9 protein-coding genes and 1 other RNA gene are annotated in these 14146 nt (G+C 65.0%); 4 read left to right on the top strand and 6 right to left on the bottom strand.

Going from position 1 to position 14146, the window contains the following annotated elements; genetic code table 11:
• Positions 1–37 precede the first annotated feature (37 nt).
• Positions 38–805, top strand: coding sequence for an ABC transporter substrate-binding protein (locus ACIPG5_RS18285; protein ID WP_176517119.1), 768 nt, complete (start codon positions 38–40; stop codon positions 803–805).
• A gap of 42 nt (positions 806–847) precedes the next feature.
• On the opposite strand, the gene ACIPG5_RS18280 is transcribed toward ACIPG5_RS18285, so the two are convergent.
• On the bottom strand, positions 848–1336 hold the full coding sequence (locus tag ACIPG5_RS18280) for a DUF2938 domain-containing protein (protein WP_401376880.1): 489 nt from the start codon (positions 1334–1336) through the stop codon (positions 848–850).
• Between the two features lie 82 nt (positions 1337–1418).
• On the opposite strand from ACIPG5_RS18280, the gene ACIPG5_RS18275 reads away from it, so the two are divergent.
• Positions 1419–1892, top strand: a complete 474-nt coding sequence (locus ACIPG5_RS18275; protein ID WP_401376877.1) for a helix-turn-helix domain-containing protein — start codon at positions 1419–1421, stop codon at positions 1890–1892.
• Between the two features lie 26 nt (positions 1893–1918).
• Here the strand turns inward: ACIPG5_RS18275 and ffs are convergent.
• From ffs to ACIPG5_RS18250, 5 genes are all read right to left on the bottom strand, one after another.
• Positions 1919–2015, bottom strand: an RNA gene (gene ffs / locus ACIPG5_RS18270) — signal recognition particle sRNA small type.
• Between the two features lie 263 nt (positions 2016–2278).
• Positions 2279–4609: an NAD-dependent DNA ligase LigA gene (gene ligA, locus ACIPG5_RS18265; protein WP_401376874.1), complete on the bottom strand. Its 2331-nt coding sequence runs from the start codon at positions 4607–4609 to the stop codon at positions 2279–2281.
• 99 nt (positions 4610–4708) lie between these two features.
• Positions 4709–5611 carry a cell division protein ZipA gene (zipA, locus tag ACIPG5_RS18260; RefSeq protein WP_176517125.1) on the bottom strand — a complete coding sequence of 301 codons (903 nt, stop codon included), beginning with the start codon at positions 5609–5611 and terminating at the stop codon, positions 4709–4711.
• Positions 5612–5816: 205 nt separating this feature from the next.
• Positions 5817–9305 carry a chromosome segregation protein SMC gene (smc, locus tag ACIPG5_RS18255; RefSeq protein ID WP_401376871.1) on the bottom strand — a complete coding sequence of 1163 codons (3489 nt, stop codon included), beginning with the start codon at positions 9303–9305 and terminating at the stop codon, positions 5817–5819.
• A 3-nt stretch (positions 9306–9308) separates the two neighbouring features.
• A complete protein-coding gene (locus ACIPG5_RS18250) occupies positions 9309–9968 on the bottom strand; it encodes a GntR family transcriptional regulator (RefSeq protein ID WP_176517129.1) in 660 nt (219 codons plus the stop codon).
• A 266-nt stretch (positions 9969–10234) separates the two neighbouring features.
• Between ACIPG5_RS18250 and xdhA the strand changes: the two genes are divergently transcribed.
• On the top strand, positions 10235–11689 hold the full coding sequence (xdhA, locus tag ACIPG5_RS18245) for a xanthine dehydrogenase small subunit (RefSeq protein WP_314619895.1): 1455 nt from the start codon (positions 10235–10237) through the stop codon (positions 11687–11689).
• The gene (gene xdhB / locus ACIPG5_RS18240; protein WP_401376866.1) at positions 11682–14081 is read left to right on the top strand and encodes a xanthine dehydrogenase molybdopterin binding subunit; all 2400 of its coding nucleotides are present in this window, start codon (positions 11682–11684) and stop codon (positions 14079–14081) included. Before xdhA ends, xdhB begins: the two co-directional genes overlap by 8 nt.
• Positions 14082–14146 lie beyond the last annotated feature (65 nt).

The raw sequence follows: 14146 nt of genomic DNA, 5'->3' as shown, positions 1-14146 counted from the left end.
GCTTAGCCACTGGCACGCTGTTCAAGGAGGATGTGCAGTGCGAAGACTGCTGGCCCTGCTGCTGCTCTGGTCGACCCACGGCCTGGCAGACCCGACCGTACTGCGGTTTTCCGTGGCCGAGAGCTGGAGCATGCCGCTGGTGCGCCTGGAAAACGGCCAGCCGGTGGAAGGCTTGATGTTCGATCTGATACAGGCCCTGGCCCGCGAAGCCGGCGCCCTGCCCGAGTACCACGTGCTGGCCCGCCTGCGCCTGCAACAGGCGATGGAGGATGGCGATATCGACGTGCGTTGCTATGTCAGCACCCAGTGGTTCAATGACCGGCCGGGCAATTTCGTCTGGAGCGTGCCGTTGTTCGAGCAGCGCGATGTGCTGGTGGGGCGCGCCAGCGACAGCGGCCCTACCCGCCCGGAGCAACTGCCGGAGCAGGCCATTGGCACCGTGCTGGGTTATGCCTATGCCACGCTGGAGCCGTTGTTCGCGCAGGGGCGGTTGCGCCGCGAGGACAGCCGCAGCCAGGAGCTGGCGCTGCAAAAGTTGCAGATCGGGCGTTATCGGCATGCAGTGAGCAATGAACTGTCGCTGCAATGGTTCAATAAGCAGCTGCCTCCCGAGCAGCGCCTGCAGGTGCTGGCGGTGCTGGAGGAGCAGGCGCTGGGCTGCATGGTGCGCAACGACCCGGCGATACCGACCCAGGGTGTCTTGCGGGCGCTGGTGCGGATGAAGGAATCCGGGGAGATCGAGCGGATTACCCGGCGCTATGGGGTTACGGGGCATACAGAGGGGGTTTCGGCGGCCCGCCCCTGAACAGGTGGACTGCGCGGCTAGCCTTGAGCTCGCATTCACGTATTAGGGCCAGGCGATCATCGCCGCGCTCAGAAACAACCCCACCCCGAACACCATATGCGTCACCAGACTCTTCAAACAGTTACGCGCAGGCGCAGGCGTTCTAGATGCAAAGAACCCTGCCCCCATCACCGGCTGCATGAAACATAGCGGCGCCACCACCGTGCCCATACCGACACCAAGCGCAGGCCCCAACGTGGGCGCCTGCAACCAGCTTTCCCCTGCCATCGCGATCAACAGCATGGCGAACAGCACACCGATGGCGTAATGAATCACCCAACCCCACGCCAGCTCGTGGCGCACCGGTTCGGCCTTGGCAATCGCCTGGTGCCATATGCACCCCTCGAGCGCGTGCCCTGCCCAACGCCCGACCATGGCGAAGTTCAACGTGGCCACACCCAGCCGCCTCAGCAGCAGGCCCCACAAGTCCATGACCACCGTGGCACCCATGCCGATGGGCAACGCAGCAAGAAACATCGCAGAAAACGTCATTGAACAAGCCCTCGAAGATTGACGGTCATCACCCTGCCGCGCAGCATAGAAGTTGAAGTCAACTTCAAGTCAAGGGCCGGAAATGGACATTGCCGATGTCGCCAAACGCACAGGTGTACCTGCATCGACGCTGCGTTATTACGAGAAGATAGGCTTGCTCAAATCACTCGCCGGGCAAGGGCAACGCCGGCAGTTTGCTGCTGACGTGGCAGACCGGCTCGCGCTGATTGCCTTGGGTCAGGCTGCGGGGTTTTCTCTGGATGAAGTGGGCGCGATGCTGGTCAATCTGCAGGTGGACCGGCAGATGCTGATAGCCAAGGCGGATGAACTGGATGCGCGCATCAGGCAGTTGCAGGCGATGAGCAAGGGGCTGCGACATGCGGCGCAGTGCCCTGAAGAGGATCATCTGGCCTGCCCGAAATTCCAGCGGCTGATGAAGCTATCAGCGGCGGGGCATGGAAAAAAACGGGATTACCAAAGCCTGAAGGGCGAGATGCCCAGGAACAACTCAGGCAGATGCCGAGAGGATGGCGACCCAAGAGGCAACAGCACTTGATTTTCCCAGGCCAGAAATGGAGGCGGCCCCACCAGCCACACCCCGGCACTCGATGTTCCCGCTATGGCTGCTCCCTTCCGGGCCTGACCAGGTTAACGGGTAATCAATGCGGGGGGACCGATGGGGCCACCACTACGCGCCTCGCTGAGCAGCGAGTGGCGCCATTGTACTGGTCTTGGGAGCAGATACAACCTCTGGGGGAGAAAAAGTCATCATTTCTCAATGACTTGTCCTTTAGAGAGGAACATCGGCCATTGTAGGAGCGGCCTTGTGTCGCGAAAGGGCTGCGCAAGCGGCCCCAGAATGTTGCAACGTTTCGAGATTGCCGAGGCTGCTTGCGCAGCCTTTTCGCGACACAAGGCCGCTCCTACAGCGAACGCGTTGCGTCAGACAGCGATGCCCTGCTCACCCAGGAACACGACGAACGCATCCTCATCCAGCACCTTCACCCCCAGCTCACTGGCCTTGGCCAGCTTGGAACCTGCACCCGGGCCTGCCACCACGCAGTGGGTCTTGCCGGACACCGACCCGGACACCTTGGCCCCCAGGCTTTCCAGCTTCTCCTTGGCAATGTCGCGGCTCATGCGCTCAAGGGTGCCGGTCAGCACCCAGGTCTGCCCGGCCAGGGGCAAGCCTTCGGCCACTTTCTTCTCGCAGCTCCAGTGCATGCCAAACGCCAGCAACTGGGCCTCGATGTCGCGGGCAAGCTGCTGGTTCGCCTCATCCTTGAAGAACTCGCGCACCGCATCGGCCTGCTTCGCCGCCAGGGCCTGGCGCAAGTCGATGCCGTCGGCCTCGATGATCTTGTCCAGGCTGCCCAGCTTGGCCACCAGCTTTTCTGCCCCGGTAGGCCCCACCGAGGCGATGTCGAGCTTGGCGATCAGCCCGGCCAGGGTGGTGCTGGCGGCGAACTCGGCGGCCAGCTCACCTTCGTCCTGCAACTGCATGCCACAGGCCAGCAGCTGCTCGATCACCTTGCGGTTGTGCTCGTCTTCAAAGAAGTTGTGGATCTCATGGGCCACTTCCAGGCCGATATCCGGCAGGTAGGTCAGCACCTGGGGCAGCGCCTGCTGCACCCGCGCAAGGCTGCCCAGCGAGCGCGCCAGCACCTTGGCGGTCTCTTCACCCACGTCGGGGATGCCCAGGGCGTAGATGAAACGCGCCAGGGTCGGGCGCTTGCTGGCCTCGATGGCATCCAGCAACTTCTTGCTGGACACCTCGGCAAAGCCTTCCAGGCCGACGACCTGGTCGAACTCGAGCTTGTACAGGTCGGCCGGCGAGCCGATCAGGCCTTCATCGACCAGCTGCTCGACGCTCTTCTCGCCGAGCCCGTCGATGTCCATGGCGCGGCGCGACACGTAGTGGATGATCGCCTGCTTGAGCTGAGCCCCACAGGCCAGGCGCCCGACGCAGCGGTACACCGCGCCTTCGCTGGTGGTTTCCTTGCCCTTGCTGCGCTTGATCAACTGGGTGCGCTCGACCTGCGAACCGCACACCGGGCACTCGCTCGGCACTTGCACCGGGCGGGCATCCTCGGGGCGGCGCTCCAGCACCACCTGCATGACCTGCGGAATCACGTCGCCGGCACGGCGGATGATCACCGTGTCGCCGATGCGAAGGCCCAGGCGGGCGATTTCGTCCATGTTGTGCAGGGTGGCGTTGGACACGGTAACACCAGCCACCTTGACCGGTTTCAAGCGTGCCACGGGCGTTACCGCGCCGGTACGGCCGACCTGGAACTCCACGTCCAGCACTTCGGTGAGCTCTTCCATGGCCGGGAACTTGTGGGCGATGGCCCAACGCGGCTCGCGGGCGCGGAAACCCAGCTCGCGCTGGGCAGCCAGGCTGTTGACCTTGAACACCACGCCGTCGATCTCGTAGGGCAGGCTGTTGCGCCGCTCGCCGATGTCGCGGTAGTAGGCCAGGCACTCCTCGATACCCGCGGCGTGCCTGAGCTCGCGGCTGATCGGCAGCCCCCACTGCTTGAGCTGCTCGAGAATGCCGATATGACTCTCGCCGATGCTGGCCGACACCTGCCCCACGCCGTAGCAGCAGAATTCCAGTGGCCGGCTGGCGGTAATCTTCGAATCGAGCTGGCGCAGGCTGCCGGCCGCGGCGTTGCGCGGGTTGGCGAAGGTCTTGCCTCCGGCTTCGGCCTGGGCGGCGTTGAGGCGGTCGAAACCGGCCTTGCTCATGAACACTTCGCCGCGCACCTCGAGTATCGCCGGCCAGCCTTCGCCCTGCAGCTTGAGGGGGATATTGCGCACAGTGCGCACGTTGGCGCTGATGTCTTCACCGGTGGTGCCGTCGCCGCGTGTGGCGCCCTGCACCAGCTGGCCATCGCGATACAGCAGGCTGACCGCCAGGCCATCGAGCTTGGGTTCACAGCTGAAGTCGACCGCGCCAGGCTGGTCCAGGCCATCCACCACGCGGCGGCCGAATTCACGCAGGTCGGCTTCTTCGAAGGCGTTGCCCAGGCTGAGCATGGGCACTTCATGGCGTACCTGGCTGAACGCCGCCAGGGCGGCACCGCCGACGCGCTGGGTGGGCGAGTCCGGGGTCACCAGGTGCGGGTGCTCGGCCTCCAGCGCCTTGAGTTCATTGAACAGGCGGTCGTATTCGGCGTCGGGCACGCTCGGCTCGTCAAGCACGTAGTAGCGATAGTTGTGCTGGTCGAGTTCGGCGCGCAGGGCGTGGATTCGGGATTCGGCGTTCATTCTTCTGGCTCTCTTGCAAAGCAAAAGAGCAGCCCTTGGCTGCTCTTGCGCTTGTAACGGGGCGAGCGGACCGAGGCAAGGTCCGCTCGCTTAACAGCATCAGCGCTTCTGGGTCAGCGCGCGGCGCTCGAACTCGACGATGCGCTGGCGGTAGTGCTCGATGGTCTGGGCGGTCAGCACGCTGCGCTGGTCATCCTTCAGCTCGCCATTGAGCTCGTGGGCCAGCTTGCGGGCTGCGGCCACCATCACGTCGAAGGCTTGCTTGGGATGACGCGGGCCCGGCAGGCCAAGGAAGAAGCTCACCGCACGGGTGCTGAAGTGGTCGATGTCGTCCAGGTCGAAAATGCCGGGCTTGACCGCGTTGGCCATGGAGAACAGCACTTCGCCGTGACCGGCCATGCTTTCGTGGCGGTGGAAGATATCCATTTCGCCGAAGCGCAGGCCGCTTTCGAGAATGTTCTGCAGCAGTGCCGGGCCCTTGAAGCCACCTTCATCGCGCGAGATCACGCTGATCACCAGCACTTCTTCCACCGGCGGCAGGTCTTTGGCGGCGGCATTGCCGGTCGCCGTGAAGCTGCTGGTGCGGTTGTCCTCGGCAGCGAAATCTTCGTCGGCGTCGGCGAACAGGTCCGGTTCACGGGGCTCGGCGGCCAGGTTCAGGTCACCCTGGGCCTGCACTGCCGCGGCCTCGGCGGCGCGCTTGGCGCGCTTGCTGGCCTTGGCCGGCTTGGGCTCACGCTCGCGTTCGCGCTCCCGCGCCGGGGCACTGAGCGAAGGCAGGTCGCTCTCGTCCAGTTCGGGCTCTTTGTGGGCATCCAGCACCCGCGACGGGCCGAGCACTTCAGCGCTGCCCTCCTCGTCCGGCAGGTTGGAGTAACTGCGATCCAGACGGAATTTCAACTTGCCTTTTCCGCCGCGCATGCGGCGCCAGCCGTCGAAAAGAATACCGGCGATGACAATGATGCCGATGACGATCAGCCACTCGCGCAGACCGATTTCCATGTAATCCCGTGCCTCTATAAAAATATGCTTGAAAACAAAGGGTTCAAAGCCCTTTAACACGTGGCGCCAACTCTATGTTCTGACAGGCGTTTTACCCACGCAAAAAACGAGTGACATTAAGCTAGCACGACCAAAGACAACTTTACACCGTCTGTCGCACATGACGGGGGGCATTTACCTACAGAATGCGACCCATCTTCGCTAATCAGGCGTCTACCATGGCCAGCGCCTCCTCCACATCAACTGCAACAAGACGTGAGCAACCCGGTTCGTGCATGGTCACGCCCATCAACTGGTCCGCCATCTCCATGGCAATCTTGTTATGGGTGATGTAGATGAACTGCACGCTTTCACTCATTTCCTTGACCAGCCGGGCGTAACGCCCGACGTTGGCATCGTCCAGCGGCGCATCGACCTCGTCGAGCATGCAGAACGGTGCGGGGTTCAACTTGAAGATGGCAAACACCAGCGCCAATGCGGTCAGTGCCTTCTCGCCGCCGGACAGCAAATGGATGGTGCTGTTCTTCTTGCCCGGCGGGCGCGCCATGATCGTCACCCCTGTATCGAGTAGATCTTCGCCCGTCAGTTCCAGATAAGCGCTGCCACCACCGAAAACTTTTGGGAAAAGTGCCTGTAATCCGGCATTTATCTGATCAAAGGTATCCTTGAAGCGGTTGCGGGTTTCCTTGTCGATCTTGCGAATCACGTTCTCCAGCGTCTCCAGCGCCTCGACCAGGTCGGCGTCCTGGGCGTCCAGGTAGCGCTTGCGCTCGGACTGCTGCTCGTACTCTTCGATGGCCGCCAGGTTGATCGCGCCCAGGCGCTGGATGCGCGCCTCGATCTGCTCCAGCTCCTGCTCGGTGCCCTGCTCGCTGGCATCGGCCTCGACGGTGGCGAGCACGCCCTGCAAATCGTAGCCGTCGGCGAGCAATTGTTCCTGCAAGGTCTTGCGGCGCACATCCAGGCCCTGACATTCAAGGCGCAGCTGTTCCAGCTGGCCGCGCAGCAACTGGGCTTGCTGCTCGGCCTGGGTGCGGCGCTTCTCGGCGTCGCGCAGGGCGCGGTCGGCCTCGTCCATGTGCAGGCGGGCCTGGCGCATCTCCTCGTCGACGCTCATGCGCCGCTCAAGTAGCTCTTCGAGCTTCAGGCGCAGCTCTTCCTGCGGTGCCTCGCCCTCTTCCAGGTTCAGGTTCAGCTGCTGCTGGCGCTCGCCCAGGCGCGCGGCCTGCTGCTCCAGGCGCTCCAGGGCCTGGCGCGTGGAGTCATGCTGGGCACGCAACGAGCCCAGGCGCACGGCCAGCTGGTGGCCGTGGTCCTTGTGCTGGCGCGCCTGCTGGCGGATGCGGTCGAGGCCTTCGCGCAAGGTATCGCGGCGGGCCATCAACTGCTCGCGCTGCTCGGTGTCCTGGGCCATCAGCTCGAGGGCTTCCTGCAGCAGCAGGCGCGACTCGCCCAGCTGCTCCTGCTCCAGCGCGCGCTGTTCCTGCAGTTCGCTCAATTCTTCCTGCAGGCGGCGGCGGCGCAATTCGACCTGTTCGGCGCGGGCGCGGCCGGCGCTGAGGCTGGCATTCAGTTCGCCATGCAGGCGGTTTTCTTCCTGGGTGCGGCGGCGCAGCGCTTCACGCTGCTCCTCAAGGCCAAGCTGCTGCTCGCGCAGCACTTGCAGTTGCTCTTCAAGCTGCTCCAGCGCAGCCTCCTGCTCCAGCTGCTCCTGGCCCAGGCGCTCGATTTCCTGGCCACGGGCCAGCACCCCACCTTGGGCTTCGCCGCCCCGGCTGACGCGCAAAAAATGCCGGCCAACCCAATAGCCATCGCGGCTGACCAGGCTCTGCCCTTCACCCAGCGAGGCGCGCTGGGCCAAGGCCTGGGCCAGGTCTTCGACCGGCCGGACCTGGCCCAGCCAAGGCGCCAAGTCGGTGCGCCCTTCGACCTTGTCGAGCAGGCTGCCGGGCTGGCACGGCGCTGCGTCGGCCGCCAGCAGCAGGCGCAGTTCGCCTTGCTCCAGGGCGCTGAAATCCAGGCTGGCGAACTCATCGACCAGCACCGCCTGCAAGTCGGCGCCCAGCACGGTTTCCACCGCCAGCTCCCAGCCCGGCGCCACGCGCAGCCCTTCAGCCAGGCGTGGCCGCTGCTCCAGGCCTTGGCCGCGCAGCCAGTCGCCAGCGCCTGCACCCGGCTCCAGGGCGGCCTGCTGCAAGGCTTCCAGGGAGGCCAGGCGGCCACCCAGGCGCTGCAGCTCGCCCTGCTGTTGCTGCTGGGCCTGGGTGGCCTGCTGCAGCGCCTCGCGCACACCCTCCAACTGCTCGACCACCTGCCCTTCCGAAAGCTGCAGCGCTTCGAGCGACATTTCACTGCTGGCAAGCTGTTCGGCAAGCTCGAGCATCGCCGCATCCTGCGGGTCGGCGCCCAGCTGGTCACGCTCCTCGGCCATCTTGCGCTGGCGCTCGGCCTGGCGTTCCAGGCTGGCCTCCAGCTGCTGCAGGCGTGCCTGCTGCACCTCGGCCTGGCGCCGCGGCTCGGCGGAGCGGGTGTTGAAGCTGTCCCATTGCTCCTGCCAGCCGTGCATGCCCAGCTCGGCCTCTTCGAGGGCGGCGGCGGCCTCCTCGGCGGCGGCCAGGGTCAGTTCCTGCTCCGGCTCGAGCATCGCCAGCTCTTCGCCGAGGGTGGCCAGCAGGGTGCGGTCATGGCCCAGGTGCGACTCGGTTTCCTGGCGCGTGCGCTCGGCTTCCTTGAGGTCGTCCTGCAGCTGGCGCAGGCGCTGCTGGCCATGCTGGATGCTCTGTTCGACCCGGGCGATATCGCCGGCCACCGAGTAGAAGCGGCCCTGCACCTGGTTGAAGCGTTCGGACAACTCATGGTGGCCGTCGCGCAGGTGCTCGATGCTGGCGTCGGCGTTGCGCTGCTCGGCCACCAGCGCCTCGAAGGCCACCCCCTGGTCACCGATCACCGCCTCGCGCTGGCGCACCCGCTCGTCCAGGTCGCGCCAGCGCAGGGCCGCCAGGCGCGCCTTGAGCTGGCGTTCCTGGGCCTTGTATTCGCGGTACTTCTCGGCCGCCTGGGCCTGGCGGTGCAGGCGTTCGAGCTGGCGCTCCAGCTCTTCGCGCAGGTCGGTCAGGCGCGCCAGGTTCTCCTGGGTGCGGCGGATGCGGCTTTCGGTCTCGCGGCGGCGCTCCTTGTACTTGGAGATGCCGGCCGCCTCCTCGATGAAGTTGCGCAGCTCCTCGGGCTTGGCCTCGATCAGCTTGGAGATCATGCCCTGTTCGATGATCGAGTAGCTGCGCGGGCCCAGCCCGGTGCCGAGGAAGATATCGGTGATATCACGGCGCCGGCACTTGGTGCCGTTGAGGTAGTAGGTGTTCTGCCCGTCGCGGGTGACCTTGCGGCGGATGGAAATCTCGGCGTAGGCCGCGTACTCGCCCAGCAGCGTGGTTTCGCTGTTGTCGAAGATCAGCTCGATGCTGGCCTGGCTGACCGGCTTGCGGCTGGTGGAGCCGTTGAAGATGACGTCGGTCATCGACTCGCCGCGCAGGTTCTTTGCCGAACTTTCGCCCATCACCCAGCGCACCGCATCGATGATGTTGGACTTGCCGCAGCCGTTGGGGCCGACCACGGCCGCCATGTTGCTGGGGAAGTTGACCGTGGTGGGGTCGACGAACGACTTGAACCCGGCCAGGCGAATGCACTTCAGGCGCATCGATCAGCCTCGGGCCAGCGCCGCCAGCACCAGCTCGCAACTGCGCTGGCAATAGGCGGTGAGTACCTCGCGGATGCGCGGCAGGTCGCGGGCGACCACGGCGTCGAGCAGGCGGGCGAACAGGTCCAGGTAGTCGAGCATGCTGGCCTGGCGCTGGTCCAGGGCCAGGTAGTAGGCGCGGCTCATGGCCGGCTGCAGGTTTTCCACGGTTTCCTGCAGGTAGGGGTTGTCGGCGAACGGGTAGGCGGCGCGCATCACCGCGAAGCTTTCGCCCACGAATGCCTTGATGTCCTGCTGCTCACGCGCCTGCTGCAGGCGCTGCTGGATCTCCAGGAACGGGCGCAGGTCGGCATCGCTGCGCCATTTTTGTGCAACGGCGTTGCCCAGCAGGATGTAGAACTCCCCCATCAGCGCGCACAGGCTGCGCACGCTGCGCTCGTCGAGCCGGGTCACATGGGCACCACGACGCGCCAGGATCGCCACCAGATGGCGACGTTCGAGGATCAACAGCGCTTCGCGCACCGAGCCACGGCTGACATTCAGAGCCTGTGTGACCTTCTGCTCCTGGATACGCTCACCCGGCGCAAGTTCGCCGCGGATGATGCGTTCGGCCAGGTAATCGGCAATCTGCTCGGAGAGGCTGTCCGGCGCCTTGAACGTCATGGTTTTCCTTCAAAATCATTGAACTGACACAAGTGGCGGATTGTAGCGCACTTGCCCAGCGCTCGCGCAGAGGGGCACGGCGCTTTATTTGGGCCGCCGGGCAGTCACCGGGCCGGCGCGATCTATGCTTTGAATATGGGCAGTTTGACCGGTCGGGCGCCGACATGTGGATTTTCCTGACTTGAAAGTCAGAAAAATATTGACCACTTCGTCAGGTCTGCTTATTGTCCGCTCAACAACAATAAAACCATTGCGAGGCCTTCCCCGTGATCCAGTTTCTCGTCAACCAGGAGCTGCGTAGTGAGCACGCCCTGGATCCGAACATGACGGTGCTGCAGTACCTGCGCGAGCACCTGGGCAAACCCGGCACCAAGGAGGGCTGCGCCAGTGGCGACTGCGGCGCCTGCACCGTGGTGGTCGGCGAGCTCACCCAGAACGAACAAGGCGAGGACAGCCTGCGCTACCGCAGCCTCAACTCGTGCCTGACGTTCGTCTCCTCCCTGCACGGCAAGCAACTGATCAGCGTCGAAGGGCTCAAGCACCAGGGCCAGCTGCACAGCGTGCAACAGGCCATGGCCGACTGCCATGGCTCGCAATGCGGCTTCTGCACCCCTGGCTTCGTGATGTCCCTGTTCGCCCTGCAGAAAAACAGCCAGGGCCACGACCTGCACCAGGCCCAGGAAGCCCTGGCCGGCAACCTGTGCCGCTGCACCGGCTACCGGCCGATCCTCGACGCCGCCGAGCAGAGCTGCCGCCTGCCCTGCCGCGACCAGTTCGATGCCCAGCAGGCGCAGACCATCAGCCGCCTCAAGGCCATCACCCCGACCCAGACCGGCGAACTCAACAGCGGCGACAAGCGCTGCCTGGTGCCGCTGACCGTGGCCGACCTTGCCGACCTGTACAGCTCGCACCCTGAAGCCCGCCTGCTGGCCGGCGGTACCGACCTGGCGCTGGAAGTGACCCAGTTCCACAAGACCCTGCCGGTAATGATCTACGTCGGCCACGTCGCCGAGCTCAAGCGCATCGACAAGACCGCCAGCCACCTGGAAATCGGCGCCGCCACCCCGCTCACCGACTGCTACGGCGCGCTCAACGAGGAATACCCGGACTTCGGCGACCTGCTGCACCGCTTCGCCTCGTTGCAGATCCGCAACCAGGGCACCCTGGGCGGCAACATCGGCAATGCCTCGCCGATCGGCGACTCGCCCCCTTTGCTGATCGCCCTGGATGCGCAGATCGTCCTGCGCCAGGGCGACCGCCAGCGCAGCATGGCGCTGGAAGACTACTTCATCGACTACCGCATCACGGCCCGCCAGGACAGCGAGTTCATCGAGAAGATCATCGTGCCGCGCGCCAGCAACGACTGGACCTTCCGCGCCTACAAGGTCTCCAAGCGCCTGGACGACGACATCTCGGCAGTGTGCGCAGCCTTCAACCTGAGCATCGAACAGGGCGTGGTCAGCGGCGTGCGCATTGCCTTCGGCGGCATGGCCGCGATCCCCAAGCGTGCCCGCGCCTGCGAGGCCGCCCTGCGCGGCAAGCCGTGGAACCAGGCCAGCATCGAGCGCGCCTGCCAGGCCCTGGCCGAAGACTTCACCCCGCTCAGCGATTTTCGCGCCAGCAAGGAGTACCGCCTGCTGACCGCGCAGAACCTGCTGCGCAAGTACTTCATCGAACTGCAAACGCCGCACATCGAAACCCGGGTGACCGACTATGTCTAACCATCACGCCGTCAAGAGCCAGGCCGAGATGGCCGAACTGTTCAGCCAGGACCTGACCACCGGGGTCGGGCGCAGCGTCAAGCACGACAGCGCCGACAAGCACGTGGCCGGCGAAGCGCTGTACATCGACGACCGCCTGGAATTCCCCAACCAGCTGCACGTCTATGCGCGCACCGCCGACCGCGCCCATGCGCGCATCCTGCGCATCGACACCACGCCGTGCTATGCCTTCGAAGGCGTGCGCATCGCCATCACCCACGAAGACATCCCCGGCCTCAAGGACATCGGCCCGGTGGTCGCCGGCGACCCATTGCTGGCCATCGACAAGGTCGAGTTCTTCGGCCAGCCGGTGCTCGCCGTGGCCGCCCGCGACCTGGAAACCGCCCGCCGCGCCGCCATGGCCGCGATCGTCGAGTACGAAGACCTGGAGCCGGTGCTGGATGTGGTCGAGGCGTTTCGCAAGAAGCACTTCGTGCTCGACAGCCACACCCACCAGCGCGGTGACTCGGCCACCGCACTGGCCGGCGCCCCGCACCGCCTGCAGGGCACCCTGCACATCGGCGGCCAGGAGCACTTCTACCTGGAGACGCAGATCTCCTCGGTGATGCCCACCGAAGACGGCGGCATGATCGTGTTCTGCTCCACGCAAAACCCCACCGAAGTGCAGAAGCTGGTCGCCGAAGTGCTCGATGTGCCGATGAACAAGGTGGTGCTGGACATGCGCCGCATGGGCGGTGGCTTCGGCGGCAAGGAAACCCAGGCCGCAAGCCCGGCCTGCCTGTGCGCGGTGATCGCGCGCCTGACCGGCCAGCCGACCAAGATGCGCCTGCCGCGGGTCGAAGACATGATGATGACCGGCAAGCGCCACCCGTTCTACGTCGAATACGACGTGGGCTTCGATGACGAGGGCCGGCTGCACGGCATCAACTTCGACCTGGCCGGCAACTGCGGCTACTCGCCGGACTTGTCCGGCTCGATCGTCGACCGCGCCATGTTCCACTCCGACAACGCCTACTACCTGGGCGATGCCACCGTGCATGGCCACCGCTGCAAGACCAACACCGCCTCCAACACCGCCTACCGCGGCTTTGGCGGCCCACAGGGGATGGTCGCCATCGAGCAGGTGATGGACCACATCGCCCGCCACCTGGGCCGCGACCCGCTGGCGGTGCGCAAGGCCAACTACTACGGCAAGACCGAGCGCAACGTCACCCACTACTACCAGACCGTCGAGCACAACATGCTCGAAGAGATGACCGCGGAGCTCGAGGCCAGCAGCGACTACGCCGAGCGCCGCGAGTCGATCCGCCGCTTCAACGCCAACAGCCCGGTGCTCAAGAAAGGCCTGGCGTTGACCCCGGTCAAGTTCGGCATCTCGTTCACCGCCACGTTCCTCAACCAGGCCGGTGCACTGATCCACATCTATACCGACGGCAGCATCCACCTGAACCACGGCGGCACCGAAATGGGCCAGGGCCTGAACACCAAGGTGGCGCAGGTGGTGGCGCAGATCTTCCAGGTCGATTTCAGCCGCATCCAGATCACCGCCACCAACACCGACAAGGTGCCCAACACCTCGCCGACCGCCGCCTCCAGCGGCGCCGACCTGAACGGTAAGGCGGCGCAGAATGCCGCCGAGATCCTCAAGAAGCGCCTCACCGAGTTCGCCGCGCGGCACTACCAGGTAACCGAGGAAGACGTGGAGTTTCGCAACGGCCATGTGCGCGTGCGCGACCAGATCGTCAGCTTCGAGCAGCTGGTGCAGCAGGCCTACTTCGCCCAGGTGTCGCTGTCCACTACCGGCTTCTACCGCACGCCGAAGATCTTCTACGACCGCAGCCAGGCGCGTGGCCGGCCGTTCTACTACTTCGCCTTCGGCGCCGCCTGCGTCGAGGTGGTGGTCGACACCCTGACCGGCGAATACAAGATGCTGCGCGCCGACATCCTGCACGATGTGGGTGACTCGCTGAACCCGGCCATCGACATCGGCCAGGTCGAAGGCGGCTTCATCCAGGGCATGGGCTGGCTGACCACCGAGGAGCTGGTGTGGAACGCCAAGGGCAAGCTGATGACCAACGGCCCGGCCAGCTACAAGATCCCGGCCGTGGCCGACATGCCGCTGGATTTGCGCGTGAAGCTGGTGGAAAACCGCAAGAACCCGGAAGACACGGTGTTCCACTCCAAGGCCGTGGGCGAGCCGCCGTTCATGCTCGGCATCGCTGCCTGGTGTGCGATCAAGGATGCCGTGGCCAGCATGGCCGACTACAAGGTGCAGCCGGATATCGACGCGCCGGCGACGCCGGAGCGGGTGCTGTGGGGTTGCGAGCAGATGCGCCAGGCGGCAGCTCAGCAGCAAAGCGCCGAACAAGAACTGGAAACCGTGACTCACTGACAGCGAGGTTTCCTGTAGGAGCGGCCTTGTGTCGCGAAAGGGTCGCGAAGCGGCCCCAAGATCTC

The organism is Pseudomonas sp. NPDC087029 (genome assembly GCF_044745345.1).
Taxonomy (GTDB): domain Bacteria; phylum Pseudomonadota; class Gammaproteobacteria; order Pseudomonadales; family Pseudomonadaceae; genus Aquipseudomonas; species Aquipseudomonas faucium.
The sequence above is the reverse complement of the archived record's forward strand: the minus strand, read 5'-3'. Positions and strand labels throughout refer to the sequence as shown.

Coding starts and splice junctions, on each gene's coding strand:
- ACIPG5_RS18250 (WP_176517129.1), bottom strand. CDS start 9,968: ATGACGTTCAAGGCGCCGGACAGCCTCTCCGAGCAGATTGCCGATTAC.
- zipA (WP_176517125.1), bottom strand. CDS start 5,611: ATGGAAATCGGTCTGCGCGAGTGGCTGATCGTCATCGGCATCATTGTC.
- xdhB (WP_401376866.1), top strand. CDS start 11,682: ATGTCTAACCATCACGCCGTCAAGAGCCAGGCCGAGATGGCCGAACTG.
- ACIPG5_RS18275 (WP_401376877.1), top strand. CDS start 1,419: ATGGACATTGCCGATGTCGCCAAACGCACAGGTGTACCTGCATCGACG.
- ACIPG5_RS18280 (WP_401376880.1), bottom strand. CDS start 1,336: ATGACGTTTTCTGCGATGTTTCTTGCTGCGTTGCCCATCGGCATGGGT.
- smc (WP_401376871.1), bottom strand. CDS start 9,305: ATGCGCCTGAAGTGCATTCGCCTGGCCGGGTTCAAGTCGTTCGTCGAC.
- ligA (WP_401376874.1), bottom strand. CDS start 4,609: ATGAACGCCGAATCCCGAATCCACGCCCTGCGCGCCGAACTCGACCAG.